This window comes from Acinetobacter sp. FB, from assembly GCF_056033405.1.
Genome location: NZ_CM148502.1, coordinates 1,803,166 through 1,824,620, shown reverse-complemented (window position 1 = coordinate 1,824,620; position 21,455 = coordinate 1,803,166). Strand labels below are relative to the sequence as shown.

Sequence of the window (21,455 nt, the reverse complement as noted above, 5' to 3'; positions counted from 1 at the left end):
ATGAGCGCACTATTTATGATTGTTGCAGCGATTTTATTGTTAGGCCCACTGATTGCGATTCATGAGTTTGGTCATTATTGGGTCGCACGTAAATTAGGTGTTAAAGTTTTAGTCTATTCTATTGGCTTTGGACCCACTTTGCTTAAATGGCAATCGAAAAAATCAGGTATACAATACCAGCTTTCAGCATTGCCGTTAGGTGGTTACGTTAAAATGCTTGATGAACGTGAAGGTAATGTTGCAGAGCAAGATTTACCTTATGCGTTTAATCGTCAGTCACCTTGGAAACGTATTGCAATTGTTGCTGCTGGGCCGCTGATTAATCTTATTTTTGCTGTTTTATTGTTTTGGATTTTGTTTTTACCAGCTCAAGAACAACTAAATACCCGTATTGGCAAAATCATGCCCAATACACCTGCTGCCCAAGTCGATTTACATGTTGGCGATAAAGTAGTAATGGTTGATGGTCAAACAACACCAACATGGGAAAAACTAAACTACGCTTTAGTTAATCGTGTTGGAGAGACAGGTCAAGTTTCAATTGTTGTTGAGCGTACTGGAACTGAAAAACAGTTTAGTTTACCGATTAAAGATTTTCTAAAAGATCAGAGCCAATCGCCTTTGGATGAGTTAGGGTTTTTACCTTATCGTCCTGTGATTCCAGCGATTGTAAAAGAACTGAGTACTGATGGTGCTGCAATACGTCAAGGTATGAAAGTCGGAGACAAAATTGTTGCGATTAATAACGTTGCAATGAAAGATTGGTTTGATGTCGTTGATGTTGTACAAAATTCACCTGAAAAACTCTTAAATATTGATGTGCTACGTCAAGGCAAACTGGTTCATTTACGAGTGATGCCTCAAGGTCAACGTGACAATATGGGTAATATGAGTGGTGTTCTTGGAGTAAAAAGTGATGCAGGTAAAATAACAATTCCGAATGAATATAAACAAACCATTCAGTATTCACCTGTAGAAGCTTTTGGGGTTGCTGTTGAAAAAACAACACAATTGTCAGGTATGATTTTTAGTTCGATTACTAAAATGGTACGTGGACTGATTGGATTGGATAACTTATCAGGTCCTATTACGATTGCTAAAGTTGCAGGACAGAGTGCTGAAATGGGGTGGCAAACCTTTATTTCTTTTATGGCATTGATGAGTGTTAGTTTGGGAATTTTAAATTTATTACCAATTCCGATGCTTGATGGCGGTCATTTAGTTTATTACTTTATTGAAGCAATACGTGGTAAACCTGTTTCTGAACAAATACAGATGTTTGGTCTAAAAGTTGGTATGGTACTGCTCGGTAGCATGATGCTTTTGGCTTTATTTAACGACTTCATGCGTTTATAAAAACGCAAACGGAATTTAACTTACTGGAAAATATATGGGCATGCGTCACACACATTTATTAATGCCTTTGGCACTGGTTAGTGCGATGGCAGTGGTACAACAAGCATACGCAGCAGATGAGTTTCTTGCACAAGATATACGAATTGATGGCCTCGTGCGTTTAACACCTGCAAGTATCTATTCTATGTTACCAATAAATAGTGGCGATAGAGTAAGTGATCCAATGATTGCTGAGGCGATCCGTACTTTATATGCTTCAGGTCTATTTGATGACATTAAAGCTTATAAAGAAAAAGACGTATTGGTGTTTAAAGTTGTAGAGCGTCCAATCATTTCAAAATTGGAATTCAAAGGTAATAAACTTATCCCTAAAGAAGCCTTAGAACAAGGCTTAAAAAAGATGGGTATTGCTGAAGGCGAAGTTTTTAAGAAATCTGCATTACAGATTATTGAGACTGAGCTTGAACAGCAATATACTCAGCAAGGTCGTTATGATGCAGATGTAACGATTGATACGGTTGCTAGACCAAATAACCGTGTTGAGCTCAAGCTTAATTTTAATGAAGGTACTGCTGCAAAAGTATTTGATATTAATATCATTGGTAATACTGTATTTAGTGATAGTGATATTAAGCAAGCTTTTGCAGTTAAAGAAAGCGGTTGGGCTTCTATTGTTACACGTAATGATCGCTATGCACGTGAAAAAATGGCAGCAAGCTTAGAAGCGTTACGAGCTCTATATCTAAATAAAGGTTATATCAACTTTAATATTATCAATTCACAACTCAACATCAGTGAAGATAAAAAACACATTTTCATTGAGGTCTCAGTTGATGAAGGTAGTCAGTTTAAGTTTGGTGAAACCAAATTCTTAGGCGATGCACTCTATAAACCTGAAGAATTAAAAGCACTAAAATTATATAAAGATGGTGAAACTTATTCACAAGAAAAAGTAAATGCCGTTAAGCAATTGCTACTACGTAAGTATGGTAATGCAGGTTATTACTATGCAGAAGTGAATGTTGTACCTGAAATTAATAATCAAACAGGGATTGTGAATCTAAATTATTATATTAACCCTGGTCAGCAAGTAACAGTTCGTCGTATTAACTTTACTGGAAATAGTAAAACAGCGGATGAAGTATTACGTCGCGAAATGCGCCAAATGGAAGGTGCTTTAGCAAGCAATGAAAAAATTGATTTATCTAAAGTGCGTTTAGAACGAACAGGTTTCTTTAAAACTGTTGATGTAAAGCCAGTTCGTGTACCTAACTCTCCTGACCAAGTAGATTTAAATGTAAATGTGGAAGAGCAACATTCAGGTACAACGACACTTGCTGTTGGTTATTCTCAGAATGGTGGTATTACTTTCCAAGCAGGTTTAAGCCAAACCAACTTTATGGGGACTGGAAACCGTGTTGCGATTGATTTATCTCGTTCTGAAACACAAGACTATTATAACTTAAGTGTAACTGATCCATATTTTACTATTGATGGCGTGAGTCGTGGTTACAACGTTTATTATCGAAAAACGAAGTTAAGTGAGAACTATAACGTTAATAACTATGTTACTGATAGTGTCGGTGGTAGTTTAAGTTTTGGTTATCCAATTGATGAAAATCAGAGTATTAGTGCTTCTTTAGGTATTGATCAGACTAAAGTGAGAACAGGTCCGAATGTATCTACTTATATTCGTGATTACTTGCTCGCAAATGGCGGTAAAGCAACAGCTCAATCCACTTGGTGTCCAAGCGGAGAAAGTGAAACAGAAATAGATCCAGATAATCCTACTGTTCCAAAGCCAATTCCAAATACATGTAAGGGTGGTTTTAAGAACTACGATAGTGCTTTTGAAGGTACATTCTTAACTTATAATTTAAACTTAGGTTGGTCATATAATACTTTAAATAGACCGCTTTTCCCAACTTCAGGTATGTCGCACCGTGTTGGTCTAGAAGTAGGACTTCCTGGTAGTGATGTTGACTATCAGAAACTGACTTATGATGCTCAGGCATTCAAATCATTGCCTATGGGATTTGTACTTAGAGGGTATGGTAAATTAGGTTATGGTAATGACCTACCATTCTATAAAAACTTCTATGCTGGTGGTTATGGATCTGTTCGTGGTTATGACAATAGCTCACTCGGACCTAAATACCCAAGTGTAATTTTCCAAGCAACTGGTAAAAATGACCCGAGCCCAGAAGAAGTTGGTGGGAATGCTTTAGTTCAATTTGGAACAGAGTTAGCATTACCTTTACCATTTAAGGGCGATTGGACACGTCAAGTTCGACCTGTACTTTTTGCTGAGGGTGCTCAAGTATTTGATACGCAATGTAATGTACCAAATGGTAATATATTAGTAGGTACTAGTACTGTTGATATCAAACAATATTGTAATGATAACTACAAGTTTGATTTTGGCAATATGCGTTATAGCGTTGGTGCAGGTTTCACATGGATTACGATGATTGGTCCATTATCATTAAGTTATGCTTATCCGCTTAATGATAAGAGTGGCGATAATACCAAATCTATTCAATTCGAAATTGGTCGTACTTTCTAAGTACGGCCCTTAAGCTCTTAAAATATAAAAGGACGAAATAATGAAAAAATTAACGATGTTGATGTTAGGCTTAGGTTTAACGGTTTCTGCTATGACGAATGCTGCTGGTATAGGTGTTGTTGATCTAGCTCGCGTAGTTGAAAGTAGCACATATCTTAAACAACAAAATGCTGCTCTTGGCCAATCAGTTAAGCCAACATCGACGCGATTAGAACAATTAGGTAAAGAATTGGAAACTATGCAGCAAAAAGCGCAAACCGATGGTCCTAAGATGAATCAAGCTGATATTCAAAAGATGACTGCACTGTATCAAGCCAAATTAAATGAGTTCAATACAACTCAACAGGGTTTACAGACTAAAGTACAGTCTACATTACAGTCAATGAACACTGCATTTGAAGGAAAAGTGAAGCAAGCAGCTGAGCAATTAAGAAAAGAAAATAATTTAGATCTTATTTTGAATAAAAATTCAACAATTGCCTCTGACGCTCAGTATGATTTAACTGATAAAATGATTCAAAAGGTTAACGCACTGAAATAATCAATGAATAGACGTACTTATCGTTTAGAAGAAATAGCTCATCTTGTAAAAGGTGGGCTTTTTGGTGATAAAGATTTTAAAATTTCTAATTTGTCTAGTTTGGAACAGGCACAAAATCATCATATTTGTTTTGTAAATGGTGAAAAATATTTAGCACAAGCTGAAGCAAGCGAAGCAGGTGTTTATATTGTGACAACTGCATTAAAACAACAATTAGCATCGAAGCAAAATTTTATCGTTGTAGAAAATCCTTATCTTGCTTTTGCAACTCTTACACATTTATTTGAGAAGAAAATTTCTCAAAGAGGTATCGAAAGTACTGCTCAAATTCATCCTTCTGCGATTGTGGCTGATAATGCTTATATAGGGCACTATGTTGTCATTGGTGAGCATTGCGTTATTGGACATAATACAATTATCCAAGCACATGCTTTTATTGATGATGATGTTGAAATTGGTAATGACTGTTTCATTGATGCGCATGTCACGATTACTGGTGGTGCAAAGTTAAAAGATCGGGTTCGTATTCATGCGAATACGGTGATTGGATCAGAAGGTTTTGGTTTTGCACCTTATCAAGGAAAATGGCACCGTATTGCTCAACTCGGTTCAGTAAGAATCGGAAATGATGTCCGTATTGGTTCAAATTCTAGTATTGATCGTGGCGCATTAGATGACACAATTTTAGCAGATGGCGTCATTATTGATAACCTTGTGCAAATTGCTCACAATGTTCAAATTGATCAACATACAGCCATCGCTGCAAACACGGCAATCGCTGGAAGTGTCCGAATTGGCAAAAACTGTATTATCGGTGGTGGCAGTGCAGTTGCAGGGCATTTAAATATTGCGAATAATGTGACGCTTACTGGAATGTCAATGGTCACAAAAAGTATTTCTGAAGCGGGAACCTTTTCTTCGGGAATTGGATTATTTGAAAATAGTCACTGGAAAAGAACTGTTGTACGCCTTAGACAATTAGCAGATGTGCCATTGACCCAAATCACTAAAAGGCTTGATCATATGCAAGCTCAATTAGAGTCCCTTGAATCAACCTTTAAGTTACGTAAATAATTTATTATGACTGAGTCTACATCTCCAGCATTTACAATGCCTGAATTACCCATGGATATTCTTACGATTCGTGAATATTTACCGCATCGTTATCCTTTTTTACTTGTTGATAGAGTTACAGAAATAACTGAGAATAGTATTGTCGGCTATAAAAATGTCTCTATTAATGAAGAGTTTTTGCAAGGGCATTTCCCGACATACCCGATTATGCCGGGTGTGTTGATTATTGAAGCTCTTGCACAGGTCTCAGGAATATTAGGCTTTGTATTGACAAATCAAAAGCCAAAAGAAGGATCATTGTTCTTATTTGCTGGCGCAGAAAAAGTAAGATTTAAGAAACAAGTTGTTGCTGGTGACCAGCTTGTCTTAAAATCAGAACTAGTGATGCAAAAACGTGGCATTTACAAGTACAATTGTAAGGCTAGTGTCGACGGTATTGTCGCTGCAACAGCAGAGATCATTATTTCCCACCAAAAAATTGAGCAGACATGATTAGTCAAAACCTAATTCACCCAACCGCAATTATTGACCCATCTGCAGAAATTGCATCTGATGTACAAATTGGACCTTATTGTATTGTTGGTCCGAATGTAAAGATTGATGCTGGGACTAAATTACGTTCACATGTGGTAATTGGCGGTTTTACGAAAATTGGAAAAAATAATGATATTTTTCAGTTTTCGAGTGTCGGTGAAATTTGCCAAGATTTAAAGTATCAAGGTGAAGAGACGTGGCTAGAAATAGGGGATAATAACTTTATTCGTGAACATTGTACTTTGCATAGAGGTACGGTTCAGGATAATGCAATAACAAAAATTGGCAGTCATAACTTATTCATGGTGAATACCCATATTGCGCATGATTGTGTAATTGGTGATCACAATATTTTTGCCAATAACGTGGGCGTTGCAGGTCATGTCCATGTAGGTAATCATGTTATTGTAGGTGGTAATGCGGGTATTCATCAGTTCTGCCGTATTGATTCATACAGCATGATTGGTGGAGCAGCTTTAATTCTTAAGGACGTTCCCGCTTACGTAATGGCATCTGGTAATCCTGCACATGCTTATGGTATGAATATTGAAGGCATGCGACGTAAAGGTTGGACTCGAGACACGATTCAGGGTTTAAGAGAAGCATATAAGCTGATTTATAAGGCTGGTTTAACCACCGAGCAAGCGATTGAACAGATTCGTAGCGATATACTCACGAAGACGCCTGAAGCACAATTGTTTATTGATTCACTCGAAAAGTCTACACGCGGTATTGTCCGTTAAAATTTACAAAAATAAAAAAAGACACTGAGGTGTCTTTTTTTATTTTCTAATTTTCTGCTTCAATAAATTGCTGTCGATACTGCTTAGGTGATACTTCAAAAGTTCGTTTGAATGCTTGGCTAAATGCTGTTTCAGAAGAATAGCCCACTTTATTTGCAATCAGATGAATGGAGTAATTACTTTTACGTAAATATTGGCTCGCTAAGCGCATACGATGTTGTTGTAGATAAGCCAAGGGAGATTCTCCGATCACCTCATGAAATAAACTTGCAAATTTTGAACGTGACATACAGCATTGTTCTGCAAGGGTTTCAACTGTCCATGCATCTTCAGGATGGTTATGAATTGCAGCAAGGCTATTGCTGAGCTCAGGGTGATTTAAAGCACTTAGCCATCCATGTTGATTTGAGATCTGTTGAATATGATCTCTGATACATTTGATCAATAAAATATTTACAAGATGATCAATAATAATATCTCTGCCTGCCTGAATATTTTGTGTCTCTAATGCTAAAAAGTGCAAACCAATTTGTAACCATTCGGGTGCTGTATTTTCTCCGTGTTGAATATGAATGATTGAAGGTAACGCTTGAATAAAAGGGCGCGCCATGATGGTGTCAATCTGACAACGAACACTTAAAATAAGATTTTTCTCTGACGAATCTGTACCGAATTCAATAGCATCTTCTTTATGTCCATCAAACAATTTTGAAATATCGACTGCGTTCACAAGCTTTGTGATGGAGTTATCTGCACCCGTATGCGCTGTTCCAGAAGGAATTAGGACAATTTCACCAGCATGAGCAGTTAAACTATTTTGTAAATCAATTTGAATGAAAACTGAACCAACTAAAACAATGTATACGATAAGTGCTGTTTGATCTTGGCACGTAAAACTCCATTCTCCTTGAGTTTTCAAGTAGATATATTCCGTATGGTTTAAATGAATATCAGCAAATATTTTACTTAAAGCATCCATATGATTTTTAAATTATGTATTCATTGTAAATTATAGAGAGCTATCCTAATAACTCAATATGTGTTTTTAGGACAAAAACATGGAAGATTATGCCAAAGACTTTCACATAGGTTTTTTGGACGCTTGCAACTGTCATGAAATTCATTATTCATCAAAATATACATATATATACAAAGACATGGATAAGATGATGAATGCACCAGTAAATGTTGAGCAAGAACTTACGCCAGTAAGCATTCCAAAATCGAAAACTGAATTGGATCGTAAACGTTATTTATGGGCAATTAGCCCAGCTTTACCTGCAATTGGCATTGGTATTTTAGCAGGTTATCAATTTGCGCCTCGTCCATTGAAAAAAATCTTTGCATTAGGTGGGCCAATTGTTTTGCATATTGTGATCCCAGCAATTGATACCATTATTGGGAAGGATGCGAATAATCCAACCGATGAAGATATTAAACTTCTCGAGAAAGACCCATATTACTCTCGCTTAGTCAAAAGTTTTATCCCATTGCAATATGCGGCGAATGTTTATGCATGTTATTTATCTAGCCGTAAAGAAACATCATTTATTGATAAAGTCTTATTAGGTATTTCAATGGGAGCTGTGAATGGTATTGCGATTAATACAGCACATGAACTCAGCCATAAACATGACCGTATTGATCATATTTTGTCGCATTTAGCACTCGTACCAACAGGATATAACCATTTCCGAGTAGAACATCCTTATGGTCATCATAAACGTGCTGCAACTCCTGAAGATCCAGCATCTTCACAAATGGGTGAAACGTTCTATGAGTTTTGGCCACGTACCGTCATTGGTTCTTTTAAATCTGCTGTTGAAATTGAAACCAATCGCTTGAAACGCAAGGGCAAAGAATTCTGGTCTGCTGATAATGAATTGCTACAAGGTTGGGGCATGAGTGCTGCTTTTCATAGTTCAATGATTGGTTTGTTTGGTAAAGGCGTGATTCCTTATTTAGCTACGCAGGCTTTCTATGGTATTAGTTTGTTCGAAATTATTAACTATATTGAACACTATGGTCTAAAACGCCAGAAAGATAAGAATGGTAAATATGAGCGTACCATGCCAGAGCATAGCTGGAACAATAATAATATTGTGACGAACTTGTTTTTGTACCAGTTGCAGCGTCACTCTGACCATCATGCTTATCCGACACGTCCATTCCAGGCATTACGTCACTTTGATGAAGCGCCTGAATTACCAAGTGGTTATGCAAGTATGTTATTGCCTGCATTAATTCCACCATTATGGTCAAAAATGATGGATAAACGTGTATTTGATCATTATAAAGGTGACTTGAATAAAGCCAATATTTATCCAAAACGTCGCGCAAAGATCTTCAAGAAATTTGGTGTGGTTGATCAATCCTTAGAACAAGTTTCTGTAGAGACTACTGTTACCGGGTAATTAAAAATTTCCCTCATAGCGAAGCACTGGTCAGTAAAATGATTGGTGCTTTTTATTTTCTTGTATTAAAACTTTAACAAAATAAGGATTCAGAACTTCGTTGCTGTATATCTAATACTTATAAAATAATTTTGTAATTGGTCCTAAGAGGCAGTAATGACAAAACATTATGATTATATTGCGATTGGTGGTGGTAGTGGTGGAATTGCATCAGTTAACCGTGCTGCAATGTATGGAAAAAAATGTGCTCTCATTGAGAAAGCAGAAATAGGTGGCACCTGCGTCAATGTCGGCTGTGTGCCCAAAAAAGTCATGTGGTATGCAGCACATATTGCTGAATCAATTCAAAAATATGGTCCTGATTATGGCTTTAACAGTAAAGTTGAATCTTTCGATTGGCAGACTCTAATTAACAATAGACAGGCTTATATCAATCGTATTCATCAGTCCTATCAAAATAGCCTAAGTAATAATAAGATTGATCTTATTGGTGGTGCGGCTCATTTTATTGATAAAAATACTATCGAAGTCAACGGTGAGAAATTCACAGCAGATCATATTCTGATTGCAACGGGGACACAGCCATCATTGCCTGATATTGATGGTGTTGAATATGGCATTGATTCGAATGGTTTCTTTGAACTAACGGCTTTACCTAAAACTACTGCCGTGATTGGTTCGGGTTATATTGCAGTTGAGTTGGCAGGTGTACTCAATTCTTTAGGTTCACAAGTTGGATTATTTATTCGTAAAGATCTACCTGTTCGACGTTTTGATTCTTTCTTGAGTGAAACTTTGGTTGAAGTGATGCAAACAGATGGAATTACTATACATACACAAGCTGTTCCTAAAAAAATCACCAAGAATGCCGATGGCTCTGTCGTATTACATCTAGAAAGTGGCGAAAGTCATACTGTCGATTGCTTGATTTGGGCAACGGGTAGAGAGCCAAATACTGCTAGCTTGAATTTAGAAAAGACCAATGTCCAGCTCGATGATCGAGGATATATTCAAGTCGATAAATTCCAAAATACATCCCAAACAGGCATTTATGCGGTGGGAGATATTACAGGGAAAATGGAGCTTACACCTGTCGCAGTTGCAGCGGGTCGTAAATTGTCTGAGCGATTATTCAATCATAAGCCAGATGAGCATTTAGATTACGATAATATTCCAACGGTTGTTTTCAGCCATCCTCCGATTGGAACAATAGGGATAACTGAACAAGAAGCGATTGAGAAATATGGTCAGCAAGCTGTGAAAGTTTATAATTCATCATTTACTGCGATGTATAGTGCCATTACGCAACATCGTCAGCCGACCAAAATGAAGCTAGTCTGTGTGGGTGAAAATGAAAAAATTGTCGGTATTCACGGTATCGGTTTTGGCATGGATGAGATTCTGCAAGGTTTTGCGATTGCTTTAAAAATGGGAGCGACGAAAAAAGACTTTGATAATACTGTAGCAATTCATCCTACTTCAGCAGAAGAGTTTGTGACGATGCGATAACGTGCTATATGAAAATAAAAAGGACGTAAATAACGTCCTTTTTAAATTTTTTGTTTAAATGGGTATTTATTTCAATTCACTCGAAGATTTACCCAATTCACGACGAGCAATAATGAGCTGTTGAATCTGTTGTGTACCTTCAAAAATATCAAGGATTTTTGAGTCACGTGCCCATTTCTCTAATAACTCATCTTCACCATAGCCCACGCTTGCAGCTAATTCAACGCATTTGAGAGTAATTTCATTACCTACACGCCCAGCTTTTGCTTTAGCAATCGAAGCTTCTTTAGAGTTGGGCTTTTTATTGTCAGCCATCCATGTGGCTTTAATCATAAGTAGGCGAGCGGCTTCCCACTCAGCTTCCATACGGTAGATTTGAGCAGCCAAATTCGATGTTTGCAAATAAGGCGTTTTGTAGTCTGGATCAAGCTGATCTTTAAAAATTTCTTTAATACGTTCTAATGATGCCTTTGCACAACCGATTGCCATTGCTGCAACAAGTGGACGAGTGTTATCAAAAGTTTCCATAACACCAGCAAAACCTTTAGCAACATCAATTTCTGGATTACCCAATAAATTGGCAGCAGGTACACGGCAGTCAATAAAACTAATCACGGCTGTGTCAGAAGCTTTGATTCCAAGTTTATGTTCAAGGCGCTCGACTTTCATGCCAGCCGTACCTTTTGGCACCACGAAAGATTTGATTGCTGCACGACCAAGCTTTTTATCTAAGGTTGCCCAAACGACAACTGAGTCTGCACGATCGCCAGAAGTGACAAAGATTTTCTCACCATTTAAGATGTAATCATCACCATCTTTGGTTGCTGTTGTACGAATAGCCGCTGAGTCTGAACCACAACCAGGTTCAGTAATCGCCATAGCAGCCCAAGTTCCTTTGAAACGTTCAAGTTGTTCATCATTTGCAACTGCTGCAATGGCAGAGTTGCCTAAGCCTTGACGTGGCATACTGAGTAGTAAGCCTGTATCACCATAACACATTTCAATAATGCCAAGCGCTGCAGACATGTTGCCGCCATTCACAATGGCATCTGGGTTTGCTGTACCTCGTTTACTCGCATTGGCTGCACCGACACCTTCGCCACTTTCATTCATGCCATCTAATAGCGCAGCGAGCATATCTAATTCTTTTGGATATGCATGTTCTGCTTTGTCATATTTACGTGAAATAGGGCGTAATACATTCAATGCTGTTTCATGCGCCTGATCAACCAACATTTTAAATTTTTTCGGATTTTGTAAGTTCATTCTTCTTCTCCAAAATTACGCATGTAAGCCAGAATGTAAGATAGCGGTCGCGCGTAGATCACGATACCAACGCTCTACAGGATGCTCTTTAGTAAAACCATGACCACCTAAGATTTGAACGCCATCTGTACCGATTTTCATTGATTTTTCGGCACAAAGTAATCGAGCAAGATAGGCCTCGCGGTGGAAAGGTTTACCAGCTTCAGCCAAACTTGCCGCATTTAAAACCAACATACGCATGGCATCAATTTCAATGGCCATATCGGCAATCATGAAAGCAACACTTTGACGATGAGAGATTGGTTCGCCAAAAGCAGTTCGTTCATTGGCATATTTAATACAGTAAGCTTTGATTGCTTCTCCTGTACCAATCGCCATGGCGCACCACATTAAGTTTCCAAGGTCAACAAATGCAGTGTAATCAAAATCAGCATCGCCTAAGCGTAAAGCTGGTGTTTGATTGAATTGAAGTGTTGCTGTTTCAGTTGCTTTTAATCCCATTGCTGGATTAGCTTTGATTGCAATCGTTTCATTTGACTGCACAACAAAAATATCAGGTTGACCGTTAAACGCAGCACTTACAAGGAATACATCCGCAGTGTCACCTAGAATAACTAAGGTTTTTTCACCTGTAATGTAGAATTGACCGTTTGCTTCAGTTGCAGTTGTTTTTAAGTGATATGGATTAAATGCAGGTGTCGCTTCTTGAAATGCAAATGTTGCGGTAACGTCAGTATCTTCAGCAAATACAGGTAAATACATCGATTGAACTTGTGTTGAACCCCAACGGGTAATTGCATTAATAACGCTAAATGTGCTGAGCAGACCTGCTGTTAAACTGAAATCACCTTTAGCTAAACTTTCTGCGATGAGTATATTACTCACAATATTTTGTTCAGCGGCAACTCCACCCAATGCTTCAGGTAAAGCATAGTAGTTCAGACCTAAGTCGACCAAATGTTGCCAAAGTTGTTCTGGGAATTCTGCGTGATGATCAGCGTCATGCGCTAAAGCATATAAAACTTCTTCAGCGAATTGAGACATTGCATCGACAGTCATTTGCTGCTCTTCAGTAAGGCTGAGATCAAACAAATTTTTATTAACTTGATTCGGGAGGCGTTGCTTATCAATTGCTTGTGGTTTAAAAGCTTTTTGTGTTTTATTCAGTACTTTAAAACCTGTTTTTGATCCTTGATATAATGATTTCTCTACAAATTTTCTTAATTTGAGTTGATCTAATACTTCGCTTCCTGCGATTTTAGTGATCAAAGATAGCCCAAAGCCTTGAGCTTTATTCATCATATTCAACATGATTTTATCCTAGAGGATGGTTGTAAAATTATGCTGACATGCTCTAGTCAAAAAAACTATGTCTTGTTTGACGTGCTAAATTAAGAAAGATAAAGGGTAAAATGATTCGTATATAGATTTTATATTATTGTTTTTAAATGAATAAAAAAAATATCAGAAAAATAAATTTTAAAAAAATTGACCAAACTGACAAATCAGATTGGTCAAAATGACTTTAGCTATAGCGCTTATGCAAACTGACGAATCATTTTTCGTACATTTGTCTTTGCTTCGATCACGGTCATAAACGTATATGCACCAATAAACTTACGGCTAATAAACATAAATTCTTTTGGTGGAACAGAGAAATAACGTGATGCCATTGATTGTGCTGCTTGTTGCATTACACGACTATGGAGTTGGCTTTTTTTCCAATCGTAGCGGTCTTGGTCATCCATTACACCAGCTGGCATATTCGGATTATTACTTGGGCAACTAAAAGCCTCGGTCGCAATCAAGAACACATCTGCCATACCAGGTTTTATACTTTCTGGCATTCCATCAAAAAACTCATAACCAGTCATAGCTTTGACCATTGCGGTTTTATCATGGTCATAACCTGCATGAATAAGATTCCGTGCTACAGCAAGTAAGTTGTCATCAAATTGACGAATCGCCCCGAAATCAAGTAAAACGATTTTATCTTTTACATCATCGCCGTTGCCCAAACGAACAAGGTAATTACCAAAGTTCGGATCAGTTTGCATTTCACCCCATTCAAATAATTCACGTACTGCAATTTCCAAAGAAGCTTCGCCTAATTGGTTACGACGTTCTTGAGGGAGGGAAAGCATTACTGGACTATTGATTGGTACACCGCGCTCGAAGGTCATGCACAACACTTTATCAGAGCAAAATTCATTTACGATTTCTGGTACCACATAGCGCGGATCATTCTTTAACCGATCAGCAAATCTACGCGTCGTTGCGGCTTCGATGCCATAGTCGACTTCTCGATGCATCATTTCACGAACTTCATCAAACCACTGATCAAATTCACGAGTTTGTGGCACCATACGTGTGAGTTTAAGCATGTTCTTAAATAGATTCATGTCAGAATCAATTGCTTCCGCCACACCAGGGTATTGAATTTTAAGAACCAGTTCTAAACCATCTGATTTACGTGTCGCACGATGAACTTGGGCAAGTGAAGCTGTACCGATTGGTTCATGATCAATCGTGAGTTCATCTAATTTTGAACCTAACTGTTCTTGTAAATGAGCTTTGATTGCAGGCCAAGCAAGTGCGACAGTTTGATTGTTCAATGTATTTAATGCTTGTGTAATTTCTTCAGGTAAGAAATGTTCGCCGTATAAAGCCATCATTTGACCAATCTTTACGATTGATCCTTTTAGTTTTCCTATTTCAGAAACTAAATAATGAGCTTGTTCAGCCATGGCTTTTTTACGCTTTTTCTCTTTTTCTTCTTCACTAGAAAAAATTGAAGTAGCGCTAGCAGTCGCCCAACGTGTTCCAGCGAGTAAAGAGGCTTTTGCAATAGATAAGCGACGATCTACAGAGGAGGTTTTTAGATTCTTAAGCTTATCGTTCTGATCTGACATGAAAGAAAAATCCTATGCTGAAATCGGAGGGTTGAAAGCCGAGACTTAAATTGTAGCGGATATTACAGCTTTTGAACGTATTAAAATAGTTCAATCTCTTGAATTATCAGTCTAAATTTGTGAATTAGGTCAATAAATCAGAATAGCCTAAGTGAAATTTAAATTTCAAATTTGGCTTTACTATACAGATGTCCTAAATCCTAAACTGAATTTTTAGAGTAGATTTTCTCATTAAAGCTGCACGATTAGTATGAATATGAGCAATCAACATACGCTTTACATGACTATGATGAAAGCCTAAAGCATGAGCTTTCACAATAATGATACTGGGTAAAGTAAAGAAAAAATACTTGGTGTCGTCTAAAGTCGCATCTTTAAAAATACCTTCTTCAATCAAAGTATTCCGAAGAAAAATTTTCTCTTCTTGCACAGTAGGAGATGACTCATCATCCCAATAATTCTGACGCATTGCCATCAAATTATTATGTTTATAACTCATCGTTGCTTGAGCTCATTCTGTTTACTGTTAGCAAATATATGAGGTTAATTGAGTGTTTATCAAGAATAGATTTATCTCAAAATAGCCTAAGTAAATTTAATGATTAATTTTTAAATGCTACACTTATACTACTTTAATCGCTAAAGCAAAGAACTGAAAAGAAATGACTCCAGCTTGTAAGTTATTAGAAAAAAATAAAATAGCATTCACAATTCATGAATATGAACATGATGTAAATGCAAAAAGTTTTGGCTTAGAAGCCGCAGAAAAACTCAATCTAAATGTAGATGAAGTATTCAAAACGTTAATGCTCACCGATGAAAAAAATTATTTCATCGCAGTTTTGCCAGTGAATTATCAATTAAATTTAAAAAAAGTTGCATCAGCAGTAGGGTGTAAGAGGTTACAAATGGCCAATCCAAAAGATGCTGAACGTTTAACTGGTTATTTAGTAGGTGGAATTAGTCCTATAGGGCAGAAAAAACGACTCAAAACCGTAATTGATGAAACAGCGAAATCATTAAAGAAGATTTATGTAAGTGGTGGAAAAAGGGGATTAGACATTGGTCTTAGCCCAATTGATCTAGCTAAGTTACTGGAAGCTACATTTTCAGATGTTTTAGATTGTTAATATTTTTAAAAAAGGGCTTTAAAACATAAAGCCCTTTTATTTGATTTATAAAAACAATAAAAGAATGAATTACAATTAAAATAATTGATAATAAGAATTATTATCCTTTGTATTTTTGTTGATCTAAATAAATTTTTCACTATAAAAAACAGAGTATTAAGTAGGAAAATCCAAGTTAATTTTGTAATTGCTATTATTAATGATAATAATTATCATTAATTAAATCTTATTTGCAGTGAATAACATTGTAATAAGGTTTGTTTAGAGCTCAAAACATTCGAAAAAAAATTAACTCTCTCTTTATAAGAGGATACCGACAGATGCAATCACTTGCCAATCGGTTGGCGATACAACACTTCGTCAACGCATATACGCAAGAAACTGGCAAAGGTCACTTGCTAGATAACAGTCAGCAAAGTCCACAACAACAAGCGTTTAGCCAAGGTTTGACGCTGTTATCCATCCCTATCCATTCTATTCAAGCGCAATGTAATTTCCCTTTATCTTATGTCAGTCGAGTCGGGCGATATCGTTTAGCAGATCTTCCACAAATTATTATCCATGGACAAGTCAAACCATTTAGTACTGTTGCAATTGTCGGGCTATTGCTTGAGGAATTGGTTTTTGAGTCCTCTCTTCCATTAGATGCAGCTTCTTTACTGGAGAAGTGGATTCAGAGTCGTGATGCATTACAACAGTTTTTAGCGCAGCGCGAAGCTGATTTCGACGACTTGGTAAAAGCAGGCCAGAATTTTATTGAAACCGAACAGGCACTGATTCTAGGGCATAGCATGCATCCAGCGCCAAAAAGTAGAACAGGTTTTGTACATGAAGACTGGTTAAAGTTTTCACCTGAACACAAAGGCAAGACGCAACTATATTATTGGCTGGTTCATCAGGACTATATCTCAGAAGGCAGTGCTACGGATGAAAGTATTTCAGCTCAATTAAAAACAGCGTTACAGTGGTATTTGTCTGAAAATGATCTAAATCTTCTCAAGACTCACACAGCATATAAATTACTCCCGTTACATCCATGGCAAGCCCGCTATCTGCAAAGTAAGCCTTGGTTTGAACGTTTAAAACAAACGGGGCAGTTAATTGATTTAGGCTTACGAGGCTGGCAATTTTCTCCAACTACTTCGATCCGAACATTGGCGAGTTTTAATGCGCCGTGGATGGTAAAACCATCACTTTCGGTGATGATCACCAACTCTATTCGAGTCAATTTAGCCAAAGAATGCCACCGTGGTGAGCTCACTCATCGTCTATGGCACAGTGAATTTGGTCAGAATATTTTAAAGCAGTGCCCAAGCTTAAAAGCAGTAAATGATCCAGCATGGATTGCTTTGAAAATTGATGATGAGGTGGTGAATGAAAGTATCTGTATTTTCCGCGATCAGCCATTCCATCCTCAACAGCAAGTCACTTGTATTGCATCGCTATGTCAGGATCATCCAAATAAACCTCTAAATCGTTTTAATGCTTTATTTGCAAAAATTGCAAAAGCACATCACGAAACCGATTTCTCAGAAATTGCTCTGGATTGGTTTAATCGTTTCCTTGAAGTTAGTTTGCAACCGTTGATGTATCTATATCATCGCCATGGCATGGCCTTTGAATCACATCAGCAAAATGTGCTATTGGAATTAGAAAATCATTTTCCTAAAACCTTATGGTTACGTGATAACCAAGGTTTTTATTATATCGAAGAGTTTGCTACTGAAATTTTGCAAGCGTTGCCTGAACTGAAAGAAAAAGCGTTTGCAGTCGGGCCTAAAGATTTCGTGGATGAACGTTTTAGCTATTATTTCTTTGGCAATACCTTGTTTGGCATTATCAATGCGATTGGCGCAACAGGCTATATTACTGAAGATGAATTACTGGGGCATCTAACAAGTTTCTTGCAGGAGCAATTGCAGCAATATCCAGACAGTAGCTTATTACAGGGATTATTGTTTAATTCAACGCTGCCTTATAAAGGTAATTTGCTCACACGTTTACATGAATTAGATGAACTGATTGCGCCTGTCGAGAACCAATCTGTCTATGTAGAACTGCCAAATCCGCTGCGTATTTCACAGAAGGATGTCAGTTATGCTTGATTTTATTGGAATTGGTTTAGGGCCATTCAATCTGAGTCTGGCCAGCCTGCTGCATAATAAAAGTACGCTGAACTACGCAATTTTCGAACAGAAAGCTCAGTTTGATTGGCATGCAGGGATGCAGTTACCCAATACGGTATTACAAGTGCCGTTTATGGCTGATCTGGTGTCCATGGTTGATCCAACCAGCCCATTTAGCTTTTTGAATTATCTGCGCCATCAGCAACGTTTATATAAGTTTTACTTTTTAGAGCAGCCGCATATTCCACGTTGTGAGTATAACCATTACTGCCAATGGGTTGCAGAACAACTGGATTGTATTGAATACCAATCTCGTGTTTTGAAGATCGAACCTCAAACTATTGGCTTTAAAGTCGTGGTGGAATCGGAGAGTGTTCAGCACAGTTATTTATGCCGTCATCTGATCATCGGCAGCGGCAATGTGCCTTACTTGCCTGAATGTTTGGCCAAAGTACAGCAACAGCAACCACAAAAATGTCTGCATTCTGCACAATATATGACGCATGTCGATACAGATTTACACGGCGATGTTGTAGTACTTGGTTCAGGGCAATCCGCGGCTGAAGTCTTTATTGATCTGTTTGATGAGCAGCAAGATACAGCCAATCATCAGTTCGACCTACACTGGTTTACTCGTTCTCAGGGCTTCTTCCCAATGGAATATGCACCATTGGGGCTGGAACATTTTAGCCCAGACTATGCACAGCATTTTTATGCTTTGCCAGCTGAAAAGAAAGAGCAACAATTGCAGCAGCAGTCCTTGTTATACAAGGGCATTAGTGCAAAGACCATCCGTGAAATCTATCAAAAACTTTATCACCGTAGCATTGCGGGTCAAAGTTTGCAGACACATTTACATAGCCAATGTGATTTGAAAGATGCTGAAGTCTTAGATACGCACAAAATTCGACTGCATTTCCAACATCGCGCTACGACACAGGCTTTCCATTTAGATTGTGATTTCCTGGTTGCTGCAACAGGTTACTTTACCCCTGATTTTAGTTTTATGCAGTTGCTGAAACCTTATATTGAATTTGATCATAAACAGCGTTGGCAAATCACTGAAGACTATCGTGTTGTACATCATCTAAATGGCCATATCTTTGTCCAGAATCAGGAAATGCATAGTCATGGGGTCGGTACACCAGACTTAGGGCTTGGCGCTTATCGTGCAGCGACGATTATTAACCACTTACTTGGTGAGTCGCTTTATGAACTTGATCAGCAGGCGCAGACCTTCCAGCATTTTGAGCTCACTCAGAATCCTAAAATCCAAATGGCAGATGACCAAGCACTTTCAGTCGAGGGTGTTTCTGAAAAAGCTGTGAGCCAAAACCAGTCTATTTTAAAGAAAACAGAACAAAGCACGATTACAACGCATGCAGCTAGTCGTTGTGCAAATACACGTACACAAACTGTGTCTGTACATTCAACTTATGAGAAATTGATATGAACTTTGCAACTTTAAAAATTAATCAGCAGCAATGGCGTGCCGCTGGACAGCGTCTCATTGAAATGGCGATTGCAGAGTTTCTATATGAAGAAATTATTGAAGTTAAAGCCTTATCAGCAGGACGTTATCAGTTAGATTTAGGCAATCGTCATTATGAATTCCAAGGCCACCCATATTTGCTTGGACACTGGAATATTCAGGAAGGCTCAGTACGTGATGTAAGCAACGGTCAGCACAGTGATCAGCCTGCTTGGAATTTACATGAGTTTATTGTCGCAATGTCTGACAAGGCAAACGTAAAGCCATTCACCAAAGCTTATTTGATTAAGGAAATGAATAATACTTGGTTGGCAGAAGCGCATTTATTTAATGAAGCGCGTTTACCAAGCACAGCGGTGCTGACTGAACCGCACTATAAAGTTGAAGGCATGTTACGTGGTCATCCTTGGTTGATCATGAGTAAAGGGCGCATAGGCTTTGGTTATGATGACCATTTAAGCGCTGCACCAGAATTATCACCTGAAGTTAAAGTCTTATGGTTGGCCGTACATCGTGATTTGGCTGAGTTCCGCAGTACAGAGCAGTGGGATGCCTGTGGTTTATATCAACATGAATTTGATGCCAATGAGCTGCAACAGTTCATCCAAATTTTGAAAGAAAAGAATTTAGATCCGCAAAATTACTTTTTGATTCCTGTACATGCTTGGCAATGGCATCAATGGCTGGTTTCAACTTATGCCAATGAAATTGTCGACCAAAAAATTATTGAGCTGAACATTAGCCAAGACAGCTATGTGCCAATGCAGTCTATTCGGACATTATGCAACACATCAAACCTACAACGTCATTACATTAAACTACCAGTAAGTATCTTTAATACTGCTGTCTATCGTGGATTGCCGTCTAAGCGTAATCTTGCAGCTCCAGCAGTGACTGCATGGTTAAAGCAAATTCATCAGCAAGATCAAGACTTACAGAATACCGGTGTAATTTTCTTAGGTGAAATTGCGACATTGACTATTCATCAACCATGTTTTGACCAAATCGAAGGTGCACCTTACCAATTTAAAGAATTGTTTGGCTGCTTATGGCGTGAAAGTGTTGATCGCTATGTTGATCAATCTCAACAAGTGCTTTCTCAGGCAGCACTTTTGCATCGGGATATTTCAGGTCAATCGATCCTAAGAGTACTGATTCAAGCATCTGGTTTAAGTCCTTTGGCTTGGTTAGCACAATTTGCACAAGTCTGTTTGAGTCCATTATTGCTTTGCCTATACCGCTACGGTTTAGCTTTTTCACCACATGGCGAAAACACCATGTTGGTACATGAAAATGGTGTGCCAAAAGCATTGGTATTAAAAGACTTCATTGATGACATCAATTTAGTGGATGAGGATTTCCCTGAATTGGCTCAATTGCCATCTGAAGGCGGTTTGTTATTACGTCACGAAGCGACAGATTTAAGTCATTTCATTTTCACAGGTCTATTTATGGTGCATTACCGTTATATCTGTAATGTGTTCCTACAAGACTATCCTGAATATTCAGAACTCGATTTCTGGCAGACCATTTCCAACACCATTGTTGCGTTTAACCAACAACATCCAGAATTGGCTGAGCGAGCTGAAAAATTTGCCATGCTGCGCCCAACGTACACCAAAATTTGTTTAAACCGTGTTCGTTTATTTACCACCAGTTATAACGATGAAGCAGAACGTCCTGTGCCTGTTTTCCTTGATCCAATTGCAAATCCAGTGAGCCCTGAAACATTGGCTGAATGGTCAGCTCAACAAGCTGAATCGAAAGCGGGTTAAGTCTTTTTCTAAATTTA

17 protein-coding genes are annotated in these 21,455 nt (G+C 37.9%); 12 read left to right on the top strand and 5 right to left on the bottom strand.

The window, feature by feature from the left end; translation table 11 throughout:
* The 6 genes from rseP to lpxA are packed head-to-tail and all read left to right on the top strand — an operon-like array spanning nucleotide 1 to nucleotide 6,814.
* Nucleotides 1-1,356 carry an RIP metalloprotease RseP gene (rseP, locus tag AC0JIQ_RS08535; RefSeq protein WP_474201364.1) on the top strand — a complete coding sequence of 452 codons (1,356 nt, stop codon included), beginning with the start codon at nucleotides 1-3 and terminating at the stop codon, nucleotides 1,354-1,356.
* A 34-nt stretch (nucleotides 1,357-1,390) separates the two neighbouring features.
* Complete coding sequence (bamA, locus tag AC0JIQ_RS08530) at nucleotides 1,391-3,922, top strand: outer membrane protein assembly factor BamA (protein WP_474201363.1); 2,532 nt, start codon at nucleotides 1,391-1,393, stop codon at nucleotides 3,920-3,922.
* 40 nt (nucleotides 3,923-3,962) lie between these two features.
* Entirely contained in the window at nucleotides 3,963-4,463 is a 501-nt protein-coding gene (locus tag AC0JIQ_RS08525; protein WP_004662035.1) for an OmpH family outer membrane protein, read from the top strand.
* Between the two features lie 3 nt (nucleotides 4,464-4,466).
* Nucleotides 4,467-5,537, top strand: coding sequence for a UDP-3-O-(3-hydroxymyristoyl)glucosamine N-acyltransferase (lpxD, locus tag AC0JIQ_RS08520; protein ID WP_474201362.1), 1,071 nt, complete (start codon nucleotides 4,467-4,469; stop codon nucleotides 5,535-5,537).
* A gap of 6 nt (nucleotides 5,538-5,543) precedes the next feature.
* Nucleotides 5,544-6,029, top strand: coding sequence for a 3-hydroxyacyl-ACP dehydratase FabZ (fabZ, locus tag AC0JIQ_RS08515; protein ID WP_046739599.1), 486 nt, complete (start codon nucleotides 5,544-5,546; stop codon nucleotides 6,027-6,029).
* On the top strand, nucleotides 6,026-6,814 hold the full coding sequence (gene lpxA, locus AC0JIQ_RS08510) for an acyl-ACP--UDP-N-acetylglucosamine O-acyltransferase (protein WP_474201361.1): 789 nt from the start codon (nucleotides 6,026-6,028) through the stop codon (nucleotides 6,812-6,814). The genes fabZ and lpxA overlap by 4 nt, the downstream gene beginning before the upstream one ends.
* 46 nt (nucleotides 6,815-6,860) lie before the next feature.
* On the opposite strand, the gene AC0JIQ_RS08505 is transcribed toward lpxA, so the two are convergent.
* Nucleotides 6,861-7,793 (bottom strand): cupin domain-containing protein, encoded by a 933-nt coding sequence (locus tag AC0JIQ_RS08505; protein ID WP_474201360.1) that lies wholly within the window; start codon nucleotides 7,791-7,793, stop codon nucleotides 6,861-6,863.
* Between the two features lie 190 nt (nucleotides 7,794-7,983).
* Between AC0JIQ_RS08505 and AC0JIQ_RS08500 the strand changes: the two genes are divergently transcribed.
* Both AC0JIQ_RS08500 and gorA read left to right on the top strand, forming a co-directional pair.
* Complete coding sequence (locus AC0JIQ_RS08500) at nucleotides 7,984-9,228, top strand: alkane 1-monooxygenase (RefSeq protein WP_474201359.1); 1,245 nt, start codon at nucleotides 7,984-7,986, stop codon at nucleotides 9,226-9,228.
* A gap of 156 nt (nucleotides 9,229-9,384) precedes the next feature.
* Complete coding sequence (gene gorA / locus AC0JIQ_RS08495; protein ID WP_474201358.1) at nucleotides 9,385-10,737, top strand: glutathione-disulfide reductase; 1,353 nt, start codon at nucleotides 9,385-9,387, stop codon at nucleotides 10,735-10,737.
* A 66-nt stretch (nucleotides 10,738-10,803) separates the two neighbouring features.
* On the opposite strand, the gene AC0JIQ_RS08490 is transcribed toward gorA, so the two are convergent.
* The 4 genes from AC0JIQ_RS08490 to AC0JIQ_RS08475 form a co-directional block, all read right to left on the bottom strand.
* On the bottom strand, nucleotides 10,804-12,003 hold the full coding sequence (locus tag AC0JIQ_RS08490; RefSeq protein ID WP_004662043.1) for an acyl-CoA dehydrogenase family protein: 1,200 nt from the start codon (nucleotides 12,001-12,003) through the stop codon (nucleotides 10,804-10,806).
* 15 nt (nucleotides 12,004-12,018) lie between these two features.
* Nucleotides 12,019-13,305, bottom strand: coding sequence for an acyl-CoA dehydrogenase family protein (locus AC0JIQ_RS08485; RefSeq protein ID WP_474203244.1), 1,287 nt, complete (start codon nucleotides 13,303-13,305; stop codon nucleotides 12,019-12,021).
* A gap of 236 nt (nucleotides 13,306-13,541) precedes the next feature.
* Nucleotides 13,542-14,915, bottom strand: coding sequence for an ABC1 kinase family protein (locus tag AC0JIQ_RS08480; protein WP_005216053.1), 1,374 nt, complete (start codon nucleotides 14,913-14,915; stop codon nucleotides 13,542-13,544).
* Nucleotides 14,916-15,108: 193 nt separating this feature from the next.
* The gene (locus AC0JIQ_RS08475; RefSeq protein WP_050039743.1) at nucleotides 15,109-15,414 is read right to left on the bottom strand and encodes a hypothetical protein; all 306 of its coding nucleotides are present in this window, start codon (nucleotides 15,412-15,414) and stop codon (nucleotides 15,109-15,111) included.
* Between the two features lie 163 nt (nucleotides 15,415-15,577).
* Between AC0JIQ_RS08475 and ybaK the strand changes: the two genes are divergently transcribed.
* From ybaK to AC0JIQ_RS08455, 4 genes are all read left to right on the top strand, one after another.
* Nucleotides 15,578-16,045 (top strand): Cys-tRNA(Pro) deacylase, encoded by a 468-nt coding sequence (gene ybaK / locus AC0JIQ_RS08470; protein ID WP_474201357.1) that lies wholly within the window; start codon nucleotides 15,578-15,580, stop codon nucleotides 16,043-16,045.
* 320 nt (nucleotides 16,046-16,365) lie between these two features.
* The gene (locus AC0JIQ_RS08465) at nucleotides 16,366-18,150 is read left to right on the top strand and encodes an IucA/IucC family protein (protein ID WP_474201356.1); all 1,785 of its coding nucleotides are present in this window, start codon (nucleotides 16,366-16,368) and stop codon (nucleotides 18,148-18,150) included.
* Complete coding sequence (locus AC0JIQ_RS08460) at nucleotides 18,143-19,624, top strand: lysine N(6)-hydroxylase/L-ornithine N(5)-oxygenase family protein (RefSeq protein WP_474201355.1); 1,482 nt, start codon at nucleotides 18,143-18,145, stop codon at nucleotides 19,622-19,624. Before AC0JIQ_RS08465 ends, AC0JIQ_RS08460 begins: the two co-directional genes overlap by 8 nt.
* Nucleotides 19,621-21,438 carry an IucA/IucC family protein gene (locus AC0JIQ_RS08455; protein ID WP_474201354.1) on the top strand — a complete coding sequence of 606 codons (1,818 nt, stop codon included), beginning with the start codon at nucleotides 19,621-19,623 and terminating at the stop codon, nucleotides 21,436-21,438. The genes AC0JIQ_RS08460 and AC0JIQ_RS08455 overlap by 4 nt, the downstream gene beginning before the upstream one ends.
* Nucleotides 21,439-21,455 lie beyond the last annotated feature (17 nt).